Raw genomic sequence first — 26,140 nt, 5'->3', positions numbered from 1 at the left:
TTTACTCCTGTTCTTGTTTGTCGTTATCTTTCTGTATCTTCTCCTCCTTGATGAAGAGGGACTTGTAGAAGGGTACCTTGACGGCGAGGCCGTTTCCTGCCTTGATCTTATGGATCATGTTTTCCTCGGCCAGCTCGTTCAGCGCTTTCCTCGCCGCGTATAAGGAACATCCCAATGCCCTGGCCATGGTCGTGATATGGATGATGCACTGCCCCTCGTAGATAGATACCCGCTTGCCGCCGGCGTATCGATAGTTGTAAGGCTTGTTGGCTAGTTTACCGAAAATGTATATGAACACGCCGATCTTAAGGCGTGTCTTGTTCTTCGGATAGTAATCTTGCAGTAATAGGTCGATAAATAACCTCGGAAAACGTGTGTAACCTCCACTTTTTAACTCTTTGACGCTAACTGTCTGTTTCATTGTACTTTGTATTGTTTTGAATGGTGAAAATAAAGAATCGAACCTAGTTTCGAACCCCCGATCGAATGGGGGGTTTAAGGATTAACAATCTGTTAAATAGTGGTTTGTCTTGAATAGGTATCTATTTTTCGAATGCCCTTTTTAACGTCATTTCGCACTATATAAGATATAAATAGGTATTTATAATAAAAATAAAAGAATAGAAAACGAAACGTTTCCTTCTTTTTTTGAATTAATAATTATTTATTTTGTATCTCATTAAATCAACTTATTTGTATTTCCTACTTTCTTTACAAAGGTAAGGTTATGTTTTGGTTTATGCAAGCATTATTATTGGTTAATTATTTTGTTTTATAACATGGTATAATTTTTTCTAATGTAGGTTTAAATGATTAATTTGATTCTTTATTATGACTAGATTGGGGTGAGTAACCTTTTGCTTAAAAATGAATTTATTATCTTTAAAAAATTATGTTTGTTATAGAGACGGGGTATATCCCGTCTCTTATTATATGATAATGTTACTTATTTAATTAAATTAGATTCCTCGTCTTGATACTTTTCTTGTTTGGTGAAAAGCTGGTGTATGTTCCTTAACGCTTTGTATACCCTTACTTTTAGGCTATTGAGCAAGGAGCCGTCTTGACCCACCGTTCCGTACCCTGTGACGGCCCTCGCCTTGCGATCGTGAATGAATACGATCTTACCTACTTCTCTTAGATGCATGGCTAATGTACCGTCTTCTCCTCTTTTTATATCTACCCGAATCCCGATTCTCCGGGCCGGCTCTGTATGATAGGCGAAAACGAGCCCTCTTACGCTTAGTTCCGGGCGCTTGAATGATAGAAAGTATAGATAGATATCCCGTGACAACTCGTAGAAGAACAGGTCGAGCCTTGAGTGTCGCTCATCCGGGATATAGCTCCATGAGGAGCAGCAGGCTACGTTTCCCGGAATCCGCAAATGATCTACTAGGATCTGGACGTATAGGGGAGGGTACATGGTATCTGCGTCGATATTGATATGGTACCTGCCTCGTGCGTGGTCTAGTCCGCATTGGCGGGCATATCCACAACTATGTCGTTTTTCCAAATAATGCGGGAGGCCTACGAGACGGAATATCTCACCGGTCCTATCGGATGAATCATTGTTTACGCCGATGATCTCCACGGGATATTCGCATCTCATCTCACTCAGCGCCCATAGGCAAGGCAATAAATGCCTCTCCTCATTGTAAGCTATGACGGATACGGTAACCACGGGCTCGTCGCTTTGTACCTTCGCTAGTTTTTGCTTGATTTCTTGAATGATCCCCTCCTGGACGTTGTCTAGGGGTTGATTGTATATGGATATGTATTTTTTTGCCCATTTCATGATAATTATCGTTTTAATAGCATCTTCTCCAAAGACCTTACGGCCTTGTATCCGAATATCTTGATGAATAATGTCCGTGTACGGTAGTAGGCGAAAGCCTTATGCGAAAACCATGAGTTTTGGTAATGATGAATCGCATGGGTCTCAGGGGTGAGGAATACCTCTCTCGAATCGAATACCTTAGGCGAGAAGTATTCCTTGGGCAAGACATAGACAGCCTCTCCTAGGTCTTTTTTCTTCAGATCGTCGATATTGCTACCGCTGGGCATGTTTATGACGGGCTTTAGACGGAGTATGGTCTCGTTCAGGATCTCCGGTAGCATACGGATATCATAACTTCCGTCTTCACGTATGAAATTTCGTCCTTCATAATAATCCAAGCAGCATTTGATCCAGTCACAACCTTTTTCGGCTCCTAATATGGCCGCCTCAATCGTACCGGAAGTTTCCGCCCCGACGAAATAGGGCAGCTCAAGAAAGTTATCGAGGCTCTTCAGTATCTCCACGTCTGAGTCTAAGTAGATTCCTCCATGGTGGTAAAGAGCGTACAACCGGATGTAATCGGCGGCGAACGCGTATTTCTTGGTGTTGAACGCTTGCTCTACCCATGGGACTTCGTGGATGTTAAAACGTTTCGTGTCCCATAAAATGATCTCGTAGCTAGGAAGGTGTTTTTTCCAGCTATCAAGGCAGTCTTGTATTTTCCGTGGATATGGATCACCACTTAACCAACAGAGATGTATGATTTTAGGAATCATGGCTTATTCTATTTTTTGTTTTCTATATCAATTTCACTTAATACTTTACTCATTTGGCTCTCCCACGAAAGCGATAGGACGGACTCCCTGATCTGGCAGGGAGATAGCGTTTGCCCCCTATGAAATTCCAGGATAGCGGGAATCTCGATCGGGCTTTCATCTGCTTTGGCTTTCAGTATATAAGGCTTTCCCTCGAAATCACTGTCCATCTCGGAGTAAATGAAAGGGAGCCCTCTTGCTGCGTACTCTCTGTTTTTCAGTGTTTTGATGTGGGTGATGCCGCTTCTATGGCGTGCGAGGCTCCCTATGCCCATATCGGCCTGTTCGAAGAGCTCATCCAATTCTTCCCCGTGTCTCATCCCGTGTAGGATCACATATCTCTCTAAGTTATATTTCTTGATGAGTGGGAGAATATCGTTCTCTTCCCGTTTCGCCGCGAAATTGCCGACGATGTGGAAATATACATTATATCCGGAGTTTGCTTGGTAATAATTGACTAAGCCTTTTACTAGGCGGTCGAAGCCATGCCAGTAATGGATTTCCGCCACCCCGATCAAGTGGAGCTCATGGCTCGTGTCGTTTATGTGTTTCTTTAGCTTGATTTGTTTGAAGTCTATCCCGTTCGATATTTGTATGGTACGGCTACCGAATATTGTTTGGTAATCGGAAAAGGTGATGACCCCGCTTAACCGCTTAGCTAACGTATGGCGGAAGCATTTGTCGATAAGCAGCGTTGCCTTACGGGAGAAACCGATATATTCTTGATCATAGGGGTATGTAGGTATCTCCATGACCACTTTCACGTGGTTTTTACGCATCTGCCATACCATGTGGAGCGTGAAAGGGTTCGCGTTATTGTCTGAGCGCATATAGACGAGGTCGATACCTTCTTTCCTGACGTATTCCACTATAGAGGAATACTCGATTCTTTTAAGGATCTTGCCTTTTATGCCAGTTCCGTAATCCCGTAAAATCTCGGAGTCGATCATGCGTAGTTTCCTGCCAGCTGGTTCTCGCATGTAGCAAAGCCTTGTATCCACTCCGCATGCCTGTAAAGCGTCTACTTGATATTGTATCTTCTTGCTGATCCCGTTCGCCGGGTTAAATCCATGGAATATAAGGAATAGGGCTTTCATCTTTTTATCTTTGATTTTAGGAAGTTAATTATGTTATATACGCCACTCAATTGAATATATATGCAGGAGATGAGAACGGCAATAACCGCTTTTATGAACAAGTTTGCCAGCTCCGGTAATATAATGGATGATTGGTGGATAGACCATAGGCATACTATCAATATACCCACGAGCGGAGCCGGGGAAATAAGTTGTCTGATTAAAGACGCTAGGCTGCGTTTTAGCGTCACTTTATACATCCATACATAACATTGTATGAAATTGATGGCGAAGGTCGCACATATACACCATGCGACAGCTTCGAGGCTCTTGAATATGAATATGCCGGCGAGGATGCCTGATACGTTCAATAGGGCTGAGAATACGCCACATATGAACAGGCTTTTCGTATCGTTGGCTGCTTGGTAGATGGAGCCGGAGGTGGACAGGATGATCTGTATGCCTACGGATAAGGATAGGATCTGAAATACGGGAACGGATGGCAGCCATTGGTCTCCGAATAGGATGAGCGTAATCTCCTTGGCGCAAAACCATAATAATACTGATAATGGGAACCCGATGAATGCTAGGATGCGGATGACTTTCTCGTAGGAGAGGGCTAATTTAAGCGGATCATCTTGAAAATTGGAGAAGACGGGATGCATGACTGGTGATATGACATGTGTTATGTTTTGCAACGGGAGCATCATCAAGCGGTATGACTTCTCGTAATATCCTAAGGAATTCATACTCATATACTTTCCTATTAATAATTTATCAAGGTTTCTGCTGAAGTAATTTATCACATTAAACATGAATTGATATGCGGAATAACTGAATATCTCATGAATGGATTTTGATCCAAATGTGTATTTTAATTTCTGGGGCTTTTTTCTTATGGAAATAATGAATATAAGGATGCTTGAGAATATAGGATTGATAATTAAGGCATATAATCCAGCTCCTGATATAGCTGCTAAGATTGCTATGATTCCTCCAATGCATTGAACAAATAAACTCCTGTATGCTATAAATTTAAATTCTTTGTCCTTGAATAATAGTGCGTTTGGAACGATGTTGGCTGAGGCAAAGAATAAGTTGAAAGATAATAAATGACATATGGATAGCAATGAACTCTGTTTGTAAAATAAGGAGATTGGCCATGATGACAAGAAGAATAAAATGGAGATCCCTATCCCGGTCCATAGTGTAAAAGAGAATATATCGTTAAGTTTATCCTCTGTTAAATGCTTGTTTTGAATGATAGCTGGAGCGATCCCTAAATCACTGAAAATACTGAAAAATGAAATGATGACGGTGGCGATCGCTACGACCCCGAATTCCTCTGGATCGATCAGCCGGGCCAGTACACCTGCCACGGCTAAAGAAATGATGATTCCTGAGTATTTTGATATAGCTGTATAGATTATTCCAGATGCCAACTCTTTTTGTATTGATGCCATATTTTTCTAGTAGAGGTGTATTATTCTCCTAATAGGCAAATATATGTTTTTTATTTAAATTATTCATGAGGTGTTCCTTATTTTCGATAAAAATACATACCTTTACATTAAAACAATAAAATTAAATGAGAGTCCTATTTGTCTATAAAGAGAAAAATGGGGATAATTTATTTGTTCCCGTGATTCGAACGAGGCTTTCTGTTCATGGAATAGAGGCTATCAGCTCAGTTGATGAGTTTTGGAATCCATCCCGGTCTTATGATATCATCCACATTCATTGGCCTGAGGAAGTGGTGGGATGGAATGTGAATGACGTGGATATCGATAAGCGGCTGGAGACCCGGCTGAGATATTTTAAGGAGAAAGGCTCTCGGGTTTATTATACGTGCCACAACTTATCCCCTCATTATGGAAGTCCTTTGCATCCTTGCTATAGAGTGGTAGAGAGAATGGCCGATTGCATGGTACACCTCGGTAACTATAGTCTAGGCAAGATGGCCGGTCTATATCCTGATTGTAGGCATGTCCTAATTCCTCATCCGATTTATCTGGGCGCTTATGACGATACTCTGACGAGAGAGGCGGCAAGAGAATATTGGGGCATTGACCGGAGGACTTTTGTGGTTACGGCGTTTGGCAAATTCCGGAGGAGAGATGAGGTCTGGATGACGTTGAAAGCTTTTTTCTCTTTGCCTCGAAGGAAGAAGCTCTTGCTGGCCCCAAGAATGCTTCCGGGGAGTTATCCGAAGCCTTTATTGTCCGTAATACGTTGTTTATTACATCTTTTAGGGGTACGAACGGAGAATAATGAGCGGATTATATCAGATGAGGATTTACCGTATTATTTTGCGGTGTCTGATGTTGTCTTTATACAGCGTTGCGTTATCCTTAATTCCGGAGTAGTTCCGATGGCTTTCTTGTTCGGGCGGGGTGTCGTTGGCCCTGATAGCGGGAATGTGGGTGAATTACTGAGGGTGACAGCGAACTTGGTCTTTTCCCCCTCGGATCAAGGGTCTGTCAATTCAATGCTTCGCTCTGCCATGAACATGGATTTGGACGATTTAGGAGCTAAGAACCGGAGGTATGCCGACAAGTATCTCCATCCCGATAAGATAGCCGGTCTTTATGCGAAATGTTATCATTTTGAGGAATCGCATTGATCCCTTTTATCGGGTTCGTTTCCATTGCTGTCCGCATGGGTCATAATGTTTGACAACTTTAGCAGGATTGCCTACGGCCACAGAGTAATCTGGTATATCTTTTGTGACGACACTGCCCGCACCGATCACGCAGTGCTTGCCGATATGTACGCCTGAGGTAATGACCGTGTTCGCTCCTATCCAAGACTCATCTTCTATGATCACAGGGGAGGTAGTTATGCCTTGTTTTACGATTGGTTTAGAAATATCATGGTATGTATGGTTGAGCCCGGATATAGTGATGTTCTGAGCCAAGATAACTTGATTCCCAATAAAAACGGGACCGATGATCGTATTATGTATGCCTATGCGTGAATGATCACCGATGTGTACGTGGCCTACCCCGTTGTCTATCGTGACGTAATGCTCAATTATACTTTCCTGTCCAAGTATGAATGAGTTAATGGGACTGACATTCATTATAGCAGATCTTCTGATCTTGCTCCGTTTTCCATAGGTTAACATAAATGGATTGACAAACCATTTAACCCATAATCTAGGGCAAGAGCCTCTTTGATTCATTATTAAGTAATGAACCGTTCTCTTTAATCTGTCATTTTTCTTTATCTTTTGTTTAAGATCGCTGATATTCATTTCTTTAAGGATTGAATGACTTCCATATAAACTTGCAATAGTTTCCTAGCCGTATGATTCCATGAGAATAATCGGGATCTTTGTAATCCATATTTTATTTGTTCATCATGGAATGCTTGATCTTCTTCTAGCCGCAGCAATAAGGAAGCTACTTCTTCTTCGTTGAAAGGATCTGCCAATAATCCTCCCTTTCCGGCGATCTCAGGCATGGCCGAGGTATTCCCCGTTATCACGGGTGTACCGCATGCCATAGCTTCTAGCATGGGGATACCGAAGCTTTCCCTTAGGGAGGTGTATAGGAAGACGAAGGCCCCATTGTACAAGTATGCCAAATCCTTGTTGGAGATGTAACCTGGGTAAGACAGGTAAGGCTTGATTTCCTCTATATGCTGCTCTCTCAATATCATATCCAGCTTGTCTTCGCGTAAGTCCGCTATTAATAGAGGACGCTTTCTTGATGAGCGCTTGAGATACAGACTGTATGCCTTCAAGGTGCGGGGTACATTTTTCTTAGGGTCCGTATTTCCTAGGAAGAAAAGGTAATCGTCCGAATGAATGTATTTATGGGTGATGGCGGATATGCCTGATAGGGGATGAAAATGCTGGCTGTATCCATTGTAGATCGCCATGATTTGTTCTTTGGGCAGACATAAGGCCTCTCGAATCCGATCACGTTCAAAATGAGATACGGTAATGATTCTCTTACACTTAGGGAGTATACGGGGAACTACTAAACGTCGGTAGTGCCAACCCATGTTTTGGTACCATGATGTATTATCTCCCTGCTTGGGCTCAAGGAAGATGATGTCGTGCAAGGTCAATACCAATGGGACGGGGCAATGAATCGGAGCCGTGTTACTCGTACAATGCAATAGGTCTGGCCTTATCTTGGCTACAGCCCGTGGCAACGCCACCTACTCCCAAAGGGGGTAGGTGGGGCATTTTACCTCCACGATGTGCGTATTGCTTGTTTCTTCTAGGCAATGATCTTCTCCCGGACTTACGAATATGAAATATTCATTTTCCTTGTCGATTTTCTGTAGCTCTCGAATGCTCTCGAGCGCTACAAAATCCATCCCGTGCTTATTCGTACGGAAAATTCGCTGGGCTTCAATGGCTATCTTCATGATTTGGAGAATGTTTGGTGTGAGAGAATGTATGCTTTTTCCCTATTCGGAACGTGTTTAGGAACATGAGGAAGAATAGGATGGGAACACTGGCGATCGCCTTCCTGAATTTTTGGTCCACTAAATAGTCTGGAACCGCTACGCTAAAAGTGATGCCTAGCCATATCAAGAGGAACCACCATTTAATGGAGATTATGATATCAAGTGGACTTAGGATGGCGGCAATTAACGTGATAAACCCTAGCAATAAGACACGAGGGGGCATCATCCATTGAAATAATTTATCGCAATAGTCCCAATTTCCTTTTATTAGTGCTCCCGGTATCTGGAGAATCCCTGAGAGTAAGTTGTGGAATTGTGTGGCAAGCCAGCGCTGTCTTTGATTATAGAAGTCTTTCTTGCCTCTTACTTTCTCGTCGTATGTATAGACATCTTCAAGATATTCGATATATATATTTTGGAGTAACAGTTTTCGCTCCATGTACTTATCTTCCCCGATATCGTTGCAACCTTGTATGATATTCTTGAAAAGACCGTATTCGAAAGCCATACCCGAGCCACTTAAGGCGGACGAGAAACCTAGGCGGGTATGTCCTTTCCTGAAAATAGAGTTGTTGATCTCCTCGCTAACGGCGTCGAGCACCGCTATGCTGCTATCTCTGTTCTTGGCTACCCTATGCGTCTGTATGGCTGAACAACCTGCGTAAATAGCATCGTTTATTTTCTCTATATAATTGTTTTTTACGATATTATCGGCGTCAAGGATAATCACGTTGTCATATTTTGTTTTTCCTTCTTCAATGTAACGGATGGCTGCCTTGAGGGCCTCTATTTTGGTACTTTGTGGGTTCTCCATTTTTATAATCTTTACGGATAATGACTTTAGCCTATCGAGGGTTTCCTGACGCATTTGGTTGGCTATCACGATAATATCATATAATTCTCTTGGATAGTCTTGCTGAAGGAAACTTTTGACGGAGTCTATAATTACCTCATCCTCCCCATAGGCCGGAAATAAGGCCGCAAAACGGTATTTTTTCATAGTCGTAGGGTATTTATAAGTCGATTTCCTTTTAGAGTAAACGGCGAATACGAATAAATACAGTACGCATACCATAAAACATAGGAATACGATGGCGTCTATCAATTGAAATAGATACTCCTCCTTGTCTATCCAATTTTCTCCTATTTGAAAGAATTGCTCAATCATGGTGTTTTATATTTGAATCAGTTGATTTTTTTTCTTGTATTTCTTGATCTAGATAGGGTCCTACCATTATAAAAGTAAGTCCCGTAAAGGAAATTACCATTGTCGGGAATTGTCCCCAGAAAGAGTTCCCGTATGCATTGATAAACATTCCGAATATGCCACAAAGTAACCCTGTCAGTAGCCCTTTCAGCTCCGGATCTCTGAGCCGCATGGCTATGATCCATCCTCCCCATCCAATGGATAGAAAGATCATGCTTAGGTAAAGTGTCAAGCCAACCGCTCCTGTCTCCACCCAGATTTTGACATACCATGAATCTGTTGGAATGGAGGTGGTAAAGCGTTTTGATATTCTCTCTCCAGCCCTGTCACCTGATAATCCCAGCCCTTCTCCAAAAGGCTTGTATTTCATGTAGGATGCCAATTTCTTTTGATTTTCTTTTCGAACATTGAATGAGGCGTCTTCTGTCGGGGTGAATGCGGTACGCATCCTTCGGATGGTAGCGTTGCTATTTCCTATAGTAGTAAGGGCAAAAAAAACATAAGTAAGCAATAATAAGGTCGAGCTTGTGATAATGGTTTTGGTTTGTTTACTGACGAATGTATAAAGCGCCAATCCCGCTAATGGGACGATCATGGCCCCTCTTGTACCGGAAAGGAACATCGCATAAATGGCTAGGATAGCTATGCTTAAATAATATATTCTACATAAATAGGAGCGCATGTGGAATGCTGCGATCCCAAAGAACATAGTGGCGGCTCCCATATTCGCCCCCATATTGCTAGCGTCAGTGAAAAAAGAGAAATAGCGGACTCCGGACCATATGATATGAGTCGTAGCTCCCCCTTCATTAAGCCATTTGGTCTCGAAACTGTCAAATCCAATATATTTTTGCATGAAGGTTTTAGTTATAGCTAAAAGGGTGAATAGGGATAAACAAAATATCAAGGATTTTAAAAAAGAGTAACGAGTGCATAATAACGATGTAATAATAACAATGATAAACCCATTGAATATCAGCCCTCTTGATAATATCCAAGCCTCAAGTACTCCGGAGGGGTTAGCGATTTCAAAGATACAATATCCCATCCATATACAGCACATGACGCTTAAGGGGTGAATTGCTCTTTTCCATTCGATGTTCTGATAAAGGGCCGCATGAATGGATAGTAATACTAAGGCTGTTACGTATAGGATATCCATGATTACGCTAACGCCTTCTATTGGAATATATCGGGTAATACCCAATATGAAATAGTTGATCGTAAAAATGACAAATAGTATGAACCAAGGATATTTCAATAATAGGATACAGGTTATACATAACAAAGGCAAAGCTATTATCATCCCGAAAAGAGGGATGTTATTAAATAGTAAAGCTCCTCCTATTCCTACTAGTCCTATGACAAGGATTAATAGGGTCATATTGAAAGAAGAATCCTCTTTTATCTCTCTTGAAGTATCCATGAGCTTCGCTATTTTATGGCCGAATTGGTTGCGGTTAACCCCATATACATCATACGGTTCGTGAAAGAGCGCATGGAGGTCTGAGGGGGCAATTGCCCGGTGAAATCTTCTACGGCTTCTCGTGAGGCGTTATTCAAGTATAAATACAAAGATGTATTTTTAGTTATCTCACGCAAATAACTAACAAATTCCTTATCGCTATTTTTCCATACTCTGCGTACATTAGCTATTAGAATATTAACTTGACTTGAGCTTAGCAAATGTGGAGGCACACTGTTTCCTTGAATGGAAGGATATTCGATTAATACAATGTCTGGTTGACTTTCGGCTTTAATATACTCTTCTATATTTTCTGTGGTGAATAGTGACGATTCAATGTTTATCTCTTCTCCGATCCTTATATATCGTACTTGGAAACCTAGCTCTTCCCAACGTTCTTGAAAATATTTGGCAACGAATGTCTTCCCTTCTCTTTCTTCTATACTTAATATATTTATGTATAGAGTCTTATTTTTTTGCAAATAAGGAGCCAACCGATTGCAAGCGTATGCGGCTGATATTCGGTTACAGGTCTTTACAAATCCCCTGTATTTCAATTGGGAGTTGCGTCCGTTGAAGGCTCCTAATATATTCATTCCTGTGAGGCGTTTAGCCCGTTCTGCATCCCGGAGGGTACGGTCTAGTAATTCAATGACCAAATTTAGGGCTATAATGAAAATTAAACTACCGATAAAAGCGGCTATGACTAAAAACATGCGCTTACCTTTGTCACTAAACAATGGATAAGCGGCCTCTGAGATAGTTGTTAAGTTTGATGAGGTTAATTGTAAGTTCACCTGTTTCATCTTAGCCATATTTAAGGCATGGAGAACTTGTAGATAAGACTGTTCAGTGACATTGATCTCTCGTTCTTGCTGGTTGATCTTAGTCCCAATGGGAGAATAATTCTTATACTGCTCCTCGAAATCGTGCTTTCTTTTGTTTAAAATCTCTAAGTCTGCCTTGGATTTCACTTGTATCAAGGTCTGTGACAACCATTCTTGTACTAATCCGTCAATAGCGACTCCTTCTTTACTTTCTTTATAGCTGTTAATTTTATCTGTCAGTAATGCTATTCTCTTCTCGACATCTTTCAGTTGATCTTGATATCGTGTTAATTCTGTATCCTTGTTTAATGCGTTTTCAGAGGTGAAAGTCTCTATCTCGGTGATTTTACCACTGATGCGGGAAACATCTTCCAATGCGTTGATAAACTCTTCATTCGTTTTGACAAGTTTAGTACGAACTTCCATGTATTTCTCTAACTCGTTGATGATTTTGGTTGAGCTCTCGTAACTTCGTTGTGTTTCTTCGTAACGGTTCTCAAAATCAGCAAAAGAGTTTGCGATAGATTTTGTTTGTTCTGTATAATTTATGACGCTGTTTTGTACGTTATAATCTGTAAGATCATTTTCTTGTTGATTGAGTTTTGTCCTTAATTTATTCAATTCCTGCTCATAATATTTTACGATATCATTTGCTGTTTTATATTTTAAATTATCGTAAGAATATTTCATTTCTTCGCTGACTAACTTAACCGTATTCCATGTGATTCCGGGATCTGAGCTAGTGTAGGCTATCTCTATCAAATCGCTATTACCTTGGCGTCTAATAATTATGCTGGATAAAGCTGCGTAGCTATAGAATGCAGCTCCTCCGTTGAGCAATTCATGCAAATAATTGCGGCTATCACTGTTTTTATATTCTTTAAATCTGTTTATAGTGTTATCGAGAGAAGCCGTGTCTATTAAATTTATTATTTCTTCAGGTATAGATGCTGTTAATTTCTTGTAATTGTCAGCTGTTATATAGAGATTATCTATTTCAGGATTTCCTTGTGTTAGGTTTAATGCTAATAATTTTAGTGATACGTTTTCTAGGGTTCCTCTTGATTTTGTTAAATTAACCAAGTTATCATATGTGTTGTTTACTGCCTGCCAATCAGGTTTTGTCTCTTCATCTAAACCCGTGTTGGAGGTAATACCTGTGTAGATCGAAGTTGTCACGGTGTATTTTTTCTCCATGAATTGACTGAAATAGGCAACCAATGCTGTTACAATAAGCGTTCCAAATATCAGTTGGTGACGAATTCTATATAAAAAACGGGATATGTATAGTGTAATATCCATAAATTATCGATTTATGATTTTTACATTTGTAAGCATCTCTAATAGGGTTACCGCATTGTGTAAGGTAGCTCTACCCTCTTGATAAGAGATTACGGCTCCAGAACGACGTCCTCTTTCCATGGCCAAAGTCGTAATGTCAATTTTACCGTTGATGAAGTCTTGTTCCGATATTTTCATTTGGGCGTTGTAAAGGGCAGCAGCGTCTGATTTAGCTTTCAAAGTAGCTAAAGCTTGCAATACGTTATTATAAGCTTCCAATATTTTTAATTTCCGTTCTTCTATTGAGATCTCATATTCATAATCTAATTGCCGGAAACGAGCTTTCCGAGCTCGTACCTTTTGGCCACGGCTAAATAGGTCACCAAATGGGATAGACACCGATATGCCTGCGCTATAAGTATGTTGATTACTACCCAGACTTGTGAGATATTCAGGATATTCTACGGTTTCATGAGAGGATAGCTGCACTAATCGTCCATATTGGTACTGTCCGTATACCCTGAAATAATCTAGCCATTCTCTTTTGGTCACTTTCATTTCAGCATTAGCTTCATCTTTCTTAGCTTCGTAAATCTTGATCGAAGGGTGATCATATACTGATTCTAAAAAAACAGATAAAGGTGGTAATTGGATACGTTCATAATCATCTAGCATCGCTTGAATAGAGTCTGAGCCAGATGTTACTTCCACGGTTGTAGCTTTATCGAAATAGGTTTTCTTTTTCTGAGCTATAGCCGAAAGGATACTGAATATGAATAGGATGATAAATAAGTTCTTCATACGATTTATTAATGGATCTATACGTCCTCTTTCTGTACGAACGCCGTAAAGGTCTTAATGATGATCTTCATGTCCAGCCAGAAAGAAAATGTATGAGCGTATTTAATATCTAATTGTTTACGTTCCTCGGCGGACATACTACCAGAATTGCCACGTTTCTCTACTTGCCAAAGACCTGTAAGGCCGGCAGGAGCCATGAAGCGTTGTATGTATTCATCGCTGGTCAATAATTCCGCCTCGTATACGGGAAGAGGGCGGTTACCAACTATTGACATGTCTCCATTTAATATATTGAATAGCTGGGGGAGTTCGTCAATGCTGTATTTCCGGATAATATGGCCGATCTTTGTTATACGGGGATCATTCTCTAATTTGATGAAAGCGTTGGAGCGTTCGTGACGTTTTACTTTTAAATAGTCGTTTTCAGGAGTAGCGTCATTGTCGGAATATAAAATGATATTTTGCTCATCGTCTTTAAAAAAAGAAGCTTGCTTCTGTGAATTCACAGAAGTTGCTGAAGAGGCTACAGCCTCTTCAGCAATAGATTCCGTATACTGATTAAGCTTTTTATACTCTGTTATGCGCTTGTCCGCGTCCATATACATAGAGCGGAACTTATAAAAATCGAAAACCTTATAGTTGCTGCCTACTCGTTTCGACTTGTAGAAAGCGGGGCCTTTGTCCTCCAGCTTGATCCAAATCACCGTGATGATAAAGATAGGGGAGAGGCAGAGGAGCGCCATGGATGAGAAAATGATGTCGAAGACCCTTTTCCATAAAGGCAGCTTGAAAATGGCGAGATCAGGCTCTTTTATTTGAGGCTTACGCGCTTTTTCCATTCTCTTGCATTTCTCGGCGATACCCAGTAGCTTCACTAAATCTTCCTTAGAGGTAGACTCGGAGATGACACAGTCCGTTCCGGCTTGCAAATAGGATATTTTCTCCTCCCGGGTCATTTCCGGGGCGATTAATACGATATATATATTTTGAAACGTCTTATGCAAATGCATGATCGCAGGAATGTTTAACGTAGGATCTGTTTTCTCGATGAATACACAATAATCCATTTCCTCGGCAGGAAGAAGCGTGTTTTTCATCTGCAGAAGCGTTATACATTCTATGACCCCGGTGCCTAATGCCTTACGTAAACGTTCGGCCAACGGCACGTTATTACCGAAAAAGACATAATTCATTATCTTAATATTCGTTTTACCCTTACCCTTAATTCCTCTGGATTGAAAGGCTTCAAGATAAAGTCTTCCGCCCCTTCCTCAAACAAACGTATTCTATTTGAGCTGCTCTCTACGCTCGATAGGATCAAGACCGGTATATGGCTGAACATATCGTTCGCTTTTAAATAAACCAAGAATTCCTCTCCGGACATTTCTGGCATATTCAAGTCAGAGATGATCAAATCCGGTAAATTGCCTTCTTGAAGCCAAGCGATCGCTTTCAAAGGATTTTCTTTATAGGATACCTTGTAAGTACTTGATAAATAAAGCATGATTATCTTTGCGATTTCTTGCTTGTCATCCACTAAAAGAACAGATTTCTCCATAGAGTCGTATAATATTGTCGTCTTTTGTTTTATCTATTATGCAAATTTAGGATATTAAATTGAAAAAATCTATGTTTTTCAATTGTTTTTTTGAAAAAACAGTTCGGACTTTGAAAATAGGGGAAACTGCGATTTTTTGATTAAGTTTGTACGCACATAAATGAGATGAGTATTCGAAGATGCGTTGGAGGAAATATATAGATTTTGATGTTATTCATTTATTGGTTGGCGCTATTGTCGGGATGGGCTTGTCCTCTTGCCAGCCGGAGATGCCGGTGATCTCTACGATAACCGTGGAGGCGGATGGCCTGACGGTTCCCGTGAACCCGGATCTGTATGGTTTGACCATTGAGGAGATTAACCATGGGATCGATGGGGGGCTGTACGCCGAGCTGATCCAGAACCGGAGCTTCGAGGATGGCGTGCCACCCTTGAACTGCCCTTACGACGCCGCCCGGAACGTCTTGATTACCCCGAATGGCTGGACGATCCCTTTTATGCGGGGAGATTCCGTACCGGGATGGAGGCGGATCGTCCCTAATACACAGATATACCCGGATATGAAGGAGCTGGTGAATGATAAGAACCGGCGGTCGTTGCTCGTGGCCGTATCGACTTCCGGGGAGTCGGGGCGCGGAGGCGTGATAGCCGAGGGATACCGGGGGATACCGATCCGGAAAGGGGAACGATACGATCTCTCGTTTTTCGCCAAGGGGGCGAATATGGTGCCCCGTACCATCCGGGTGGCCTTGGAGGACTCGATGGCTAATACGGTCTTGAGCGATGTGTTTCAGGTAGCGCCGCTATACGAGTGGAAACGATACAGGCATACGTTTACGGCTACGGAGGACGCGCCGAACGCGGTCTTGACGATCACGGCCGATACCTCCGCCGTGTTTTGGCTGGATGTGGTATCGCTCTTCCCGGAGGATACGTGGAAGGGACGGAAGAACGGGCTGAGACCGGACTTGGCGGCGCTGGTCGATTCCTTGGCCCCTCGTTTTATCCGTTTCCCCGGAGGCAGTTTCGTGGAGGGGTATACGGCGGGTACGTACCCTATCTGGAGGGAGACGCTGGGCGATATCTCGGAGCGTAAGCATTTCTGGAACGTATGGGCCTATGGTACGACGAACGGCATGGGCTACCACGAGTACTTGCAAATGTGCGAGGATATGGGGGCGGAGCCTATCTACGTTATTAATAGCGGGATCACGAGCCAAAGCCGCCGGCCCCGCTACGAGGATATCACGGCGATGGATAAGCTCACGGGAGATGCCTTGGACGCTATCGCCTACGCGAACGCCCCGGCGGATTCCCTGCCGGGCGCCCTGCGTGCGAGGAACGGGCATCCGGAACCTTTCAACTTGAAGTATGTCGAGATCGGCAGCGAGAACTATGGCGGGGAGTATTTCAGGCGCTTTGAGCTTTTCCGCAAGGCGATCAAGGAGGCCTATCCGGAGATTACCGTTATCAGCAGTTCGCCCCTCACGAAGCGAGGCCGTAGCGAGTGGGTGGATTCCCATTATTACGCCGGGGAGAATTTCTTTCTATCGAACTCCGGCCGGTTTAATAGCGACCGGTATTCCCGACGTTCGTCGGCGGTGTTTATCGGGGAGTTCGGGACGACGGAGCGACCCTTGGCCGGTACGCTCCGGGCGGCGGTGGCCGAGGCCTGTTTCTTGGTCGGGGCGGAGGAGAACCCGGATATGGTACGCCGCTTGGCGTATGCCCCGGTATTGGGCAACGCCGGGTTCGAGAACCAGCGCCATCCGTTGATCTCTTTCAACACCCATCAGGCGGTGGTCTCTCCTTCCTACCATTTATTAAAGATGTTTACCCGCCATCGGGGGGATGAGGTGCTGAAGACGATCGTGGATACCTACGAGAAGCCACAGGTACGTACGGGCCGGGCGGGCGTAGAGATGTTTGATAATAGCTATGAGTTCAAGGACGTGCGGATCGACGGCGTGCCCGTATCGGATATATCCGTGATGAGCGGGGGATGGAAGGTTCCGGAGGCTGGTACGTTGGTGCCGGAGGCCAACCGGTGGAACCAGGTATTGTTCGGCGACTCTACGAGCTACGCCTATGAATATACGGCTACCGTCCGGCGTACGAAAGGTAGCGGGCAGATACAGCTTCGCCTCCGCGACAACGGGCGGACGGGCGAGCAGGCGGATTATATCGCCCTGACGATCGGGGCGGGAACGAGCGAGCTGTACCATCAAGTAGGTGGCGTGAAGGATAGCTTGGTCTCTCCCGTGCGGTTCCCTTTTGAGAGTAACCGGTGGTATACGGTTCGCATGACGTGCGAGTACGAGCGCGTCCGTTGTTATGTGGACGGCGTATTGCTGCATGAGGTGGATATGCGTCCGATCCCGTCGTTGGTATCCGTCGCTACCCTCGACAAGGAGAACCGGGTGATTTACTTGAAGGTCGTGAATACGACCCGCCACGAGGAGAAGACCTCTTTGCGTATCGAGGGAGTGAATATCCGTAACGAGGCGGAGCTGATCCAATTGAGAGGGGAGCCGGAGGCTCGTAATACGTTTGAGAACCCGGGGGCCGTAACGCCTGTCACCGAGCCTATCGTATTCCCGATGAGCGGCCCGTTTATCTATAATTTCCCGCCTAATTCAGTGACGATCTTGAAATTATACATGGAGTAGGTCAGATAGGGCAGGAGGGCCGGTACACTTTATCTGTATTTATCCTAACTTCGCGGCGACTTTAACAAAAAAAATGTGTTATGGAACCAATGCATAAGATAAACAAGGTAGAGCTCCGGAGCTTGCAGCTTGAGGACTATACGCAGTTGTCGCAATCTTTCAAGAGGGTATACGCCGACAAGGATGTTTTCTGGACCCGCAAGCAGATCGAGACGTTGATACGGATATTTCCCGAGGGACAGGTCGTGACGCTGGTGGATGACCGGATCGTAGGATGCGCCCTCTCCATCATCGTGGATTATGACATGGTGAAAGGGGATCATACCTACGCCAAGGTAACGGGCAACGAGACGTTCAGCACGCATAACCCGAACGGGAATATATTATATGGTATAGAGGTGTTCATCCATCCGGACTACCGGGGCCTCCGGCTGGCCCGCCGTATGTACGAGTACCGGAAGGAGCTGTGCGAGAAGTTGAACTTGAAGGCGATCATGTTCGGCGGACGTATCCCGAACTATTATAAATACGCCGATCATATGCGTCCGAAGGAATACATCGAGAAGGTGCGCTCACGTCAGATCTACGACCCGGTGCTCACCTTCCAGCTCTCCAACGATTTCCACGTGCGGAAAGTGATGATGAACTACTTGCCGAACGACGAGGAGTCGAAGCATTGCGCTACCCTGCTGCAATGGGATAATATCTATTACCAGCCGCCTACGACGGATTACGTGGATAAGAAGACAACCGTGCGTGTCGGTCTGGTACAATGGCAGATGCGGCCTTATAAGACACTGGACGACGTGTTCGAGCAGGTGGAGTTCTTCGTCGACGCCGTGTCCGATTACAAGAGCGACTTCGTCCTTTTCCCCGAGTATTTCAACGCTCCGCTGATGGCCAAGTTCAACCATCTAGGCGAGGCGCAGAGCATCCGTGGGCTGGCCCAGTACACCGAGGAGATCCGTGAGCGATTCGTGAACCTCGCCATCAGTTACAATATCAATATCATCACCGGTAGCATGCCTTTGCTGAAGGAGGACGGGGCGCTGTATAACGTGGGATACCTGATCCGTCGTGACGGCTCCTACGAGATGTACGAGAAGGTACATGTCACCCCGGACGAGCAGAAGAGCTGGGGACTCTCGGGCGGGAAGATGGTGAAGACGTTTGACACGGATTGCGCCCGGATCGGCGTGCTGATCTGCTATGACGTGGAATTCCCGGAGCTTTCCCGTATCATGGCCGACCAAGGGATGCAGATACTCTTCGTGCCTTTCCTTACGGATACGCAGAACGGTTACTCTCGGGTTCGTGTGTGTGCTCAAGCCCGGGCGATCGAGAATGAGTGCTTCGTGGTGATAGCGGGCAGCGTGGGCAACCTGCCTCGTGTGCATAATATGGATATACAGTACGCCCAGTCGGGTGTGTTCACGCCTTGCGATTTCGCTTTCCCTACCGATGGCAAGCGTGCGGAGGCAACCCCGAATACGGAGATGATCCTTGTATCGGACGTGGACCTTGATTTGCTCAACGAGTTGCATACGTATGGTAGCGTGCGTAACCTTCGGGACCGTCGCCACGACTTGTATGAGTTGAGGGTAAAAAAACAGTAGTGTTTGCGGTTGAACACAATAGTATTCATGGCTGAACCCAGTAGTGTTCGCTATTAAACACAATTATATTCGCCGGAAGAATGCAGTAGGGGCGGGATCTGTCCGCCCTCCCGTGCCGTGTATGCGTGGGAGGGCGGACGAATCCCGCCCCTGCGGTTTATATATCGGGGGGAGGATCGCTCGCTTCCCCCCTTCGGAAATGATCTTAATGACTTAGCATCTCAGCCGTGATCGGCGTGAATTTCTCGGCATCCGATTTACGGAGTTGTACGCTACCGTCGTTCCAGTTGGAAGGCCAACCTCCGATGATGTGTCCGAGGAATACCAGCTTGATCTCGTGCAAGCCTTTTGCCAAGGCCGCGGAGGTGTCATGACGGGAGAAGCGTTTTACCTCGCCACCGTTATTGACCATCAACTTGCCGTCGATCCATACCTCCTCTAAATCCGAAGAGATGTAATAAACGCCATCCTCCGGGATATTCACGTAGCCGGTAGCGATAGCGGCGTATTGCTTCACGCCTCGCATGGATTCGGGGGCGGGCACTTGGTTGGTCAGTTCACGGGTCGTCTTGATGACCTGTTTCTTACCGGTCTTCTGAGCGGCCTCCAGATTATTTACGCTTAGGTACATGCCATCGAATACCTCCATGTCGAGGCCCGGGGTCGTCTTGGCTACCTCCTTGGCGGGAGCCAGCGTTTGTTTCTCCACGAGGATCGTGCGAGGCTTACCCATCTTGCCGGAAGGCAACACGGAAGCGATCTTCACGGTCGTAGTCTCGGTGATGTCGAAAGGAGCCGTATATACGGTAGATTCCGGGGTAGGCTCGGTGCCATCCAGCGTGTAGACCATCTTCATCGGACGGTTCGTGGTGAATGTCATGGTAGCCTTGTCCGTGAAAGCCACGAAGTTGCAAGAACCGTTCGGTTGCTCGGGCTGCGGGATGTAGTAGTTGATACCATGTCCGTCTAGGCGAACCTGAGCGTTGTCCAGACGGCGTTCGAAGTCCTTGTAATCCTTCCGGTCCAGCGGGCTCCAAGCGATCTCGGAGAGGGCTAGGATACGAGGATAGATACGGTACTCCATGATGTCCGTGTTATAAAGGTACTCACTCCATACGTTGCATTGCACGCCCTTGATGAAATGCCCTTTACCGGCCGCTGCCAGCGTGTCGGGGACGGGGTTGTACTTATAGACCCGCTCCGCCGTGGTGAATCCTCCGATAGATACCGGGTTGATCTTGTAGTCGCCTTGGAACTGGTCGATATACATACCCTCGCTTCCCGGGGTCATGATCACGTCGTGGTTCATGCTAGCGGCGGCGATACCGCCTTCCTCACCTCGCCAAGACATTACCGTGGCCGATGGAGCCAGACCTCCCTCAAGGATCTCGTCCCATCCGATCATCTTCTTGCCGTGCTTGTTTACGACCTTCTCCATGCGTTGTACGAAATAGCTCTGCAATTTCTCCTCGGCCGTATGCTCCTTGTCGCCTTTCAAGCCTTCCTTACGGATACGGGCCTGACAAAGCGGGCATTTCTCCCAGCTCGTCTTCGGGCACTCATCGCCTCCGATATGGAAATACTCGCCCGGGAATAGGGGGGCTACCTCGGCGATCACGTCCTCGAAGAACTGGAAGGGCTCTTCCTTGCCGGCGCATAATACGATGTCTTCCACGCCCCAGATGATACGGGGAGTACCCTGCTTACCCTCGCAAGACAGCTCCGGATAGGCGGCGATAGCGGCCATCTCGTGTCCCGGAAGCTCTATCTCGGGAACGATCGTGATGAAACGATCCGCCGCGTATTTAACGATATCCTTCACCTCCTCTTGGGTATAGAAGCCTCCGTACTCGGTACCCTCGCCATCGATGCGCTTAGAGCCGATCTCGGTCAGTTTCGGGTACTTCTTGATCTCGATACGCCATCCCTGGTCGTCGGTCAGGTGCCAATGCATGCGGTTGATCTTGAACAAGGCCAATACATCCAGCTGCTTCTTGATATTCTCTACCGGGATGAAATGGCGGCAGGGGTCTAGCATAATACCACGGTAGCCGAAACGAGGCTCGTCCTTGATAGATACGGCCGGAGCGATCCATGCGATACCTTTCACGGCGGAAGGACTCTCGATCTCGGCGGGCAGCAATTGCAAGAACGATTGCATACCGTAGAAAAGACCTTGAGGGGTCTTGGCCTTGATACGGACGCCGCTGTCGGCTACGTCGAGCGTGTATCCCTCGTCGTTTACGTCCAGAGCGCCGTCGATAACCAACGAGATACCGTCGGAAGTCTCTTTGTCGGCGGTAGCTATCTGGTAGCCTGTCGCCGTGTTCATTTTAGCCGCGAAGAACTCGGCTACGGTTTTCGCCTCCGGGGTGGAAGCGTAGATCTTCGTGTTTTTGTTTAGCTTGAAGTTTCCTTCGTTCTGCGTAAGGCTGACCGGTGTCGGGATGATGTTGATACCTTGGTTGTAAGCTTTCGCTTTACCGGGAGCATCATCACATGAGGCCATCAGGCCCAAGACAGCGCCGGCGCAGATTGTAGCAAGGAGCTTTTTCATAGAATTAAAAATTGAAAGTTGAAAATTGAATATTGTTTAGATGTTTTTGAGAGTTTAAAAAGAGAATTGAGAGTTGAAGATAAGATGCCGTTTGGCATCCTTTTCAATTCTCAATTCTCAATTTCCTATTTACCATGCGAAGATAGGATATTCCTTCATGATACCGTTCACCTTCTCACGAACGGCGCCGATAGTCTTATCGCATTCGGGAGCGGCCAATACGGTGTCGATCAGTTCCACGATCTCGCCCATAAGCGGCTCTTTAGCGCCACGGGTCGTGATAGCGGGCGTACCCACACGGATACCGGAGGTCTGGAAGGCCGAGCGGCTGTCGAACGGAACCATGTTCTTGTTCACCGTGATGTCGGCGGCTACCAAGGCTTTCTCGGCCACCTTACCGGTCAGGTCGGGGAACTTCGTGCGCAGGTCGATCAGCATGCTGTGGTTGTCCGTACCGCCGGAGATGATCTTGTACCCTTTGTCCGTGAAGGCCTTGGCCATAGCGGCGGCGTTCGCTTTCACCTGTGCTTGGTACGTCTTGTATTCCGGCTCCAAAGCCTCTCCGAAGGCTACGGCCTTGGCCGCGATCACATGCTCCAGCGGACCACCCTGGATACCCGGGAATACGGCGGAGTCCAACAACTGAGACATCTTCTTGATCTCGCCTTTCGGTGTCTTCTTGCCCCAAGGATTCTCGAAATCCTTACCCAGCAGGATGATACCGCCACGAGGACCCCGCAGGGTCTTATGCGTCGTAGACGTTACGATGTGAGCGTACTCCAGCGGGTTGTTCAGTAAACCGGCGGCGATCAGGCCTGCCGGGTGAGCCATATCGATCATCAATAAGGCGCCTACCTTGTCGGCTATCTCACGCATACGTTTGTAATCCCAGTCACGGGAATAAGCGGAACCACCGCCAACGATCAATTTCGGTTTCTCACGAAGGGCTACTTCCTCCATTTGGTCGTAGTCCACCCGTCCGGTATCTTCCTTTACATTATATTCGGTAGCGTGATAGAGAACGCCGGAGCTATTTACTGGTGAACCGTGGGACAGGTGTCCGCCATGCGACAGGTTCAACCCGAGGAACGTGTCGCCCGGATTCAATACGGCGAAGAATACGGCTGCGTTGGCCTGCGCCCCGGAGTGAGGCTGCACGTTGGCCCATTCGGCGTTGAATAGCTTTTTCAACCGTTCGATAGCGATCGTTTCACTTTGGTCTACTACCTCGCAACCCCCATAATAACGCTTGCCGGGATATCCCTCGGCGTATTTGTTGGTCAGACAGCTTCCCATGGCCTGCATGACCTGGTCGCTGACAAAGTTCTCGGAAGCGATCAACTCAATGCCTTTCAATTGGCGTTGGTGCTCCTTCTCGATAATGTCAAAAATGATGTTGTCTCTTTTCATTACCTCTTAAATTGGTTATTGCAATGATATGTTCCTCATTGAAAAGGAATCCTCGCGAATGTACTATATTATTTTAATACTATTTAAAAGATTCCGTTTAATTATTACAGATGCGCCGGAAATGGCTCCGCTTACCACTTGGTGAGGGTTACGTTTCTGAACTCAACCTCCTTACCCTCGCTCTGTAGCCCGATATGGCCTTCCTTCACCTTGTTGGTTCCGGTGTTCTGGTATACGCCGTTGATGTAAACGGTGATGACGCCGTCTTTCACGAAGATGTTCGCCTCGTTCCACTCTCCGGCGGGCTTCTCGCTGGACGGGTTCACGTTCTTTACGACAGGGAAGAAGGGACGTTCCTCTCCCGGGCGTTGCTGGTACTCGACAAGGTCGGAGCCTCCCAGCAATACGAACAATCCGGCCCTCCCGGCTTGCAGATTACACTCGATCCCGTTCGGGAAGGGGTTCTTTAGGTCTGCGATATGCAGGAAGATGCCGCTGTTCGCGTTGGAATCCCCATTCGGCCAACGCCATTCCACGTGCAATTTATAGTCGCTGTATTTCTCCTTGGTGTACATATAGCCGAAAGGCTGGCCGGTGATGAAGATCTTACCGTCGCGTACGGAATAGACCTGATCGGCGGGGACGGAGTTTTTGTCGACTACGAAATTCCAGTTAGACAGGTCTTTCCCGTTGAACAGTTTCTCGGTCTTCTGTGCGTTCGCCCCATTGGAGAAACAGAAGAGGGAGGCGGCTAATACAGCCAAAGATAGCATTCTTTTTTTCATGGCATTAAACTCTATTTATAGTATGATTAATCAACGATTAGTTTGCGATAGCGTACCCGTTTCGGCTCGGCGTCGCCCAATGTCTTACGTTTGTATTCCTCGTACTCGGAATAGGTCCCTTCGTAGAAGACCACGTTGGAATCGCCCTCGAACGACAGGATATGCGTACAGATACGGTCCAAGAACCAACGGTCGTGAGAGACGACGACGGCGCAACCGGCGAAGTTCTCCAGACCCTCCTCCAAGGCACGTAGCGTGTTCACGTCGATATCGTTGGTCGGCTCGTCGAGCAGCAATACGTTAGCGTCCGCTTTCAGCGTCAGCGCCAGATGCAGGCGGTTACGCTCTCCTCCGGAGAGTACGCCGCATAGCTTCTCTTGATCCGCTCCTGCGAAATTGAATTTAGACAGGTAAGCCCTTGCGTTCACCTCCTTGCCACCCATACGGATGAATTCCTGTCCGCCGGATACGACTTGGTAAACGGTCTTTTTCGGGTCTATATCCTTATGGGTCTGGTCGGCGTAACCTACTTGTACGGTCTCGCCCACCTCGAAGGTCCCCTTGTCGATGCTTTCCATGCCCATGATCATCTTAAATAAGGTAGTCTTACCGGCACCGTTCGGCCCGATGACTCCCACGATACCATTCGGGGGAAGCATGAAGTTCAAATCATCGAACAGCAGCTTATCGCCGAACGCCTTCGCCACGTGCTGTGCCTCGATCACCTTATTGCCCAAGCGAGGGCCGTTCGGGATGAAGATCTCCAGCTTAGCCTCACGCTCCTTCTGGTCCTCGTTCAAGAGGGCCTCGTACGAGTTCAGACGTGCCTTACCCTTGGCGTGACGGGCCTTCGGCGCCATATTGATCCATTCCAGCTCACGCTCCAAGGTCTTACGGCGCTTGCTGACTTGCTTCTCTTCTTGAGCCATACGCTTCGTCTTCTGGTCTAGCCAAGAGGAGTAATTACCCTTCCAAGGGATACCCTCGCCACGATCCAGCTCAAGGATCCATCCGGCCACGTGGTCTAGGAAGTAACGGTCGTGCGTGATGCAGATAACGGTACCGGCATATTGTTGCAGATGTTGCTCCAGCCAGTCGATCGACTCGGCGTCCAAGTGGTTGGTCGGCTCATCCAACAGCAATACGTCCGGCTGCTGGAGCAGCAATCGGCAAAGGGCCACCCGGCGACGCTCGCCTCCGGACAACGTATCCACCACCTGATCCTCCGGCGGACAACGCAAAGCGTCCATGGCACGTTCCAGACGGCTGTCGAGGTTCCATGCGTCCGTAGCGTCGATCTTGTCCTGCAACTCCGCCTGACGGTTGATCAAGGCATCCATCTTATCCGGATCTTCCAGCACCTCCGGATCGCCGAATCGCTCGTTCACCTCCTCATATTCCTTCAAGGTGTCCACGATCTCCTGCACGCCTTCCTGCACGATCTCCTTCACGGTCTTGCCCGGCTCCAACTTAGGGTCCTGCTCCAGATACCCTACGGAATACCCGGGGGAGAAGACCACCTCTCCCTGATAATCCTTATCGATACCGGCGATAATCTTCAGCAACGTAGATTTACCGGAACCATTCAATCCGATGATTCCGATCTTCGCCCCATAGAAAAAGGACAGATATATATTCTTTAAAACCTGTTTTTGAGGCGGAAAGATCTTGTTCACGCCTACCATCGAGAAAATAATCTTCTTATCGTCTGCCATATAATTTTTTGTGTGTTAATTGGTTCCTTAACTTAAAATAATGGTGTACAAATCTACGTAAATATCTTTTATTTTACAAATTAACAAAGATCATAGGTATCAGATATCTACCGATTGCCAAGTTTGGCGTGTGGAGATTACTCGGTTCAATTCTCT

19 protein-coding genes and 1 pseudogene are annotated in these 26,140 nt (G+C 46.2%); 3 read left to right on the top strand and 17 right to left on the bottom strand.

Annotated features, from left to right (window positions below; translation table 11 throughout):
• Position 1: 1 nt before the first annotated feature.
• The 5 genes from HMPREF0999_RS12060 to HMPREF0999_RS12040 all read right to left on the bottom strand — a co-directional run bounded on the left by HMPREF0999_RS12060 (position 2) and on the right by HMPREF0999_RS12040 (position 5,131).
• Complete coding sequence (locus tag HMPREF0999_RS12060; RefSeq protein WP_005856551.1) at positions 2-421, bottom strand: hypothetical protein; 420 nt, start codon at positions 419-421, stop codon at positions 2-4.
• Positions 422-946: 525 nt separating this feature from the next.
• Entirely contained in the window at positions 947-1,795 is an 849-nt protein-coding gene (locus tag HMPREF0999_RS12055) for a glycosyltransferase family 2 protein (protein WP_005856553.1), read from the bottom strand.
• 5 nt (positions 1,796-1,800) lie between these two features.
• Positions 1,801-2,553 (bottom strand): glycosyltransferase family 32 protein, encoded by a 753-nt coding sequence (locus HMPREF0999_RS12050; RefSeq protein ID WP_005856556.1) that lies wholly within the window; start codon positions 2,551-2,553, stop codon positions 1,801-1,803.
• A gap of 8 nt (positions 2,554-2,561) precedes the next feature.
• Positions 2,562-3,689: a glycosyltransferase family 1 protein gene (locus HMPREF0999_RS12045; RefSeq protein ID WP_005856558.1), complete on the bottom strand. Its 1,128-nt coding sequence runs from the start codon at positions 3,687-3,689 to the stop codon at positions 2,562-2,564.
• Positions 3,686-5,131, bottom strand: coding sequence for a lipopolysaccharide biosynthesis protein (locus HMPREF0999_RS12040; RefSeq protein WP_005856560.1), 1,446 nt, complete (start codon positions 5,129-5,131; stop codon positions 3,686-3,688). Before HMPREF0999_RS12040 ends, HMPREF0999_RS12045 begins: the two co-directional genes overlap by 4 nt.
• A 125-nt stretch (positions 5,132-5,256) precedes the next feature.
• Between HMPREF0999_RS12040 and HMPREF0999_RS12035 the strand changes: the two genes are divergently transcribed.
• Positions 5,257-6,291, top strand: a complete 1,035-nt coding sequence (locus HMPREF0999_RS12035) for a hypothetical protein (protein ID WP_009276012.1) — start codon at positions 5,257-5,259, stop codon at positions 6,289-6,291.
• 6 nt (positions 6,292-6,297) lie between these two features.
• Here the strand turns inward: HMPREF0999_RS12035 and HMPREF0999_RS12030 are convergent, their stop codons facing one another.
• The 8 genes and pseudogenes from HMPREF0999_RS12030 to HMPREF0999_RS11995 all read right to left on the bottom strand — a co-directional run bounded on the left by HMPREF0999_RS12030 (position 6,298) and on the right by HMPREF0999_RS11995 (position 15,232).
• A complete protein-coding gene (locus HMPREF0999_RS12030; RefSeq protein ID WP_005856563.1) occupies positions 6,298-6,924 on the bottom strand; it encodes an acyltransferase in 627 nt (208 codons plus the stop codon).
• Positions 6,921-8,051 (bottom strand): annotated as a pseudogene (locus tag HMPREF0999_RS12025) (glycosyltransferase family 4 protein). Before HMPREF0999_RS12025 ends, HMPREF0999_RS12030 begins: the two are co-directional and overlap by 4 nt.
• Complete coding sequence (locus HMPREF0999_RS12020; protein ID WP_005856568.1) at positions 8,035-9,261, bottom strand: glycosyltransferase family 2 protein; 1,227 nt, start codon at positions 9,259-9,261, stop codon at positions 8,035-8,037. Before HMPREF0999_RS12020 ends, HMPREF0999_RS12025 begins: the two are co-directional and overlap by 17 nt.
• Entirely contained in the window at positions 9,254-10,726 is a 1,473-nt protein-coding gene (locus HMPREF0999_RS23245) for an O-antigen ligase family protein (RefSeq protein WP_009276009.1), read from the bottom strand. The genes HMPREF0999_RS12020 and HMPREF0999_RS23245 overlap by 8 nt, the downstream gene beginning before the upstream one ends.
• An 8-nt stretch (positions 10,727-10,734) precedes the next feature.
• A complete protein-coding gene (locus HMPREF0999_RS12010) occupies positions 10,735-12,894 on the bottom strand; it encodes a GumC family protein (protein ID WP_009276008.1) in 2,160 nt (719 codons plus the stop codon).
• A gap of 3 nt (positions 12,895-12,897) precedes the next feature.
• Positions 12,898-13,674: a TolC family protein gene (locus tag HMPREF0999_RS12005; RefSeq protein ID WP_005856573.1), complete on the bottom strand. Its 777-nt coding sequence runs from the start codon at positions 13,672-13,674 to the stop codon at positions 12,898-12,900.
• A gap of 17 nt (positions 13,675-13,691) precedes the next feature.
• Complete coding sequence (locus HMPREF0999_RS22935; RefSeq protein WP_009276007.1) at positions 13,692-14,867, bottom strand: sugar transferase; 1,176 nt, start codon at positions 14,865-14,867, stop codon at positions 13,692-13,694.
• Entirely contained in the window at positions 14,867-15,232 is a 366-nt protein-coding gene (locus HMPREF0999_RS11995; protein WP_005856577.1) for a PleD family two-component system response regulator, read from the bottom strand. Before HMPREF0999_RS11995 ends, HMPREF0999_RS22935 begins: the two co-directional genes overlap by 1 nt.
• 179 nt (positions 15,233-15,411) lie before the next feature.
• Here HMPREF0999_RS11995 and HMPREF0999_RS11990 point away from each other — a divergent pair, with 179 nt between their 5' ends.
• Together HMPREF0999_RS11990 and HMPREF0999_RS11985 are read left to right on the top strand one after the other, a co-directional pair.
• Positions 15,412-17,901 (top strand): alpha-L-arabinofuranosidase C-terminal domain-containing protein, encoded by a 2,490-nt coding sequence (locus tag HMPREF0999_RS11990; protein ID WP_009276006.1) that lies wholly within the window; start codon positions 15,412-15,414, stop codon positions 17,899-17,901.
• A gap of 80 nt (positions 17,902-17,981) precedes the next feature.
• Positions 17,982-19,517, top strand: a complete 1,536-nt coding sequence (locus HMPREF0999_RS11985) for a carbon-nitrogen hydrolase family protein (RefSeq protein WP_005868392.1) — start codon at positions 17,982-17,984, stop codon at positions 19,515-19,517.
• A gap of 205 nt (positions 19,518-19,722) precedes the next feature.
• Here HMPREF0999_RS11985 and HMPREF0999_RS11980 read toward each other — a convergent pair whose 3' ends face one another.
• The 4 genes from HMPREF0999_RS11980 to ettA form a co-directional block, all read right to left on the bottom strand.
• On the bottom strand, positions 19,723-22,074 hold the full coding sequence (locus HMPREF0999_RS11980) for a family 20 glycosylhydrolase (protein ID WP_009276005.1): 2,352 nt from the start codon (positions 22,072-22,074) through the stop codon (positions 19,723-19,725).
• Between the two features lie 129 nt (positions 22,075-22,203).
• Entirely contained in the window at positions 22,204-23,484 is a 1,281-nt protein-coding gene (glyA, locus tag HMPREF0999_RS11975; RefSeq protein ID WP_005856586.1) for a serine hydroxymethyltransferase, read from the bottom strand.
• A gap of 131 nt (positions 23,485-23,615) precedes the next feature.
• Positions 23,616-24,269 carry a DUF1080 domain-containing protein gene (locus tag HMPREF0999_RS11970; RefSeq protein ID WP_005868394.1) on the bottom strand — a complete coding sequence of 218 codons (654 nt, stop codon included), beginning with the start codon at positions 24,267-24,269 and terminating at the stop codon, positions 23,616-23,618.
• 26 nt (positions 24,270-24,295) lie between these two features.
• Positions 24,296-25,984: an energy-dependent translational throttle protein EttA gene (ettA, locus tag HMPREF0999_RS11965; protein ID WP_005856590.1), complete on the bottom strand. Its 1,689-nt coding sequence runs from the start codon at positions 25,982-25,984 to the stop codon at positions 24,296-24,298.
• Positions 25,985-26,140: the final 156 nt, after the last annotated feature.

Source organism: Parabacteroides sp. D25 (assembly GCF_000307475.1).
GTDB lineage: Bacteria > Bacteroidota > Bacteroidia > Bacteroidales > Tannerellaceae > Parabacteroides > Parabacteroides distasonis.
The sequence above is the reverse complement of the archived record's forward strand: the minus strand, read 5'-3'. Positions and strand labels throughout refer to the sequence as shown.

Coding starts and splice junctions, on each gene's coding strand:
- HMPREF0999_RS12060 (WP_005856551.1), bottom strand. CDS start 421: ATGAAACAGACAGTTAGCGTCAAAGAGTTAAAAAGTGGAGGTTACACA.
- HMPREF0999_RS12055 (WP_005856553.1), bottom strand. CDS start 1,795: ATGAAATGGGCAAAAAAATACATATCCATATACAATCAACCCCTAGAC.
- HMPREF0999_RS12050 (WP_005856556.1), bottom strand. CDS start 2,553: ATGATTCCTAAAATCATACATCTCTGTTGGTTAAGTGGTGATCCATAT.
- HMPREF0999_RS12045 (WP_005856558.1), bottom strand. CDS start 3,689: ATGAAAGCCCTATTCCTTATATTCCATGGATTTAACCCGGCGAACGGG.
- HMPREF0999_RS12040 (WP_005856560.1), bottom strand. CDS start 5,131: ATGGCATCAATACAAAAAGAGTTGGCATCTGGAATAATCTATACAGCT.
- HMPREF0999_RS12035 (WP_009276012.1), top strand. CDS start 5,257: ATGAGAGTCCTATTTGTCTATAAAGAGAAAAATGGGGATAATTTATTT.
- HMPREF0999_RS12030 (WP_005856563.1), bottom strand. CDS start 6,924: ATGAATATCAGCGATCTTAAACAAAAGATAAAGAAAAATGACAGATTA.
- HMPREF0999_RS12020 (WP_005856568.1), bottom strand. CDS start 9,261: ATGATTGAGCAATTCTTTCAAATAGGAGAAAATTGGATAGACAAGGAG.
- HMPREF0999_RS23245 (WP_009276009.1), bottom strand. CDS start 10,726: ATGGATACTTCAAGAGAGATAAAAGAGGATTCTTCTTTCAATATGACC.
- HMPREF0999_RS12010 (WP_009276008.1), bottom strand. CDS start 12,894: ATGGATATTACACTATACATATCCCGTTTTTTATATAGAATTCGTCAC.
- HMPREF0999_RS12005 (WP_005856573.1), bottom strand. CDS start 13,674: ATGAAGAACTTATTTATCATCCTATTCATATTCAGTATCCTTTCGGCT.
- HMPREF0999_RS22935 (WP_009276007.1), bottom strand. CDS start 14,867: ATGAATTATGTCTTTTTCGGTAATAACGTGCCGTTGGCCGAACGTTTA.
- HMPREF0999_RS11995 (WP_005856577.1), bottom strand. CDS start 15,232: ATGGAGAAATCTGTTCTTTTAGTGGATGACAAGCAAGAAATCGCAAAG.
- HMPREF0999_RS11990 (WP_009276006.1), top strand. CDS start 15,412: ATGCGTTGGAGGAAATATATAGATTTTGATGTTATTCATTTATTGGTT.
- HMPREF0999_RS11985 (WP_005868392.1), top strand. CDS start 17,982: ATGGAACCAATGCATAAGATAAACAAGGTAGAGCTCCGGAGCTTGCAG.
- HMPREF0999_RS11980 (WP_009276005.1), bottom strand. CDS start 22,074: ATGAAAAAGCTCCTTGCTACAATCTGCGCCGGCGCTGTCTTGGGCCTG.
- glyA (WP_005856586.1), bottom strand. CDS start 23,484: ATGAAAAGAGACAACATCATTTTTGACATTATCGAGAAGGAGCACCAA.
- HMPREF0999_RS11970 (WP_005868394.1), bottom strand. CDS start 24,269: ATGAAAAAAAGAATGCTATCTTTGGCTGTATTAGCCGCCTCCCTCTTC.
- ettA (WP_005856590.1), bottom strand. CDS start 25,984: ATGGCAGACGATAAGAAGATTATTTTCTCGATGGTAGGCGTGAACAAG.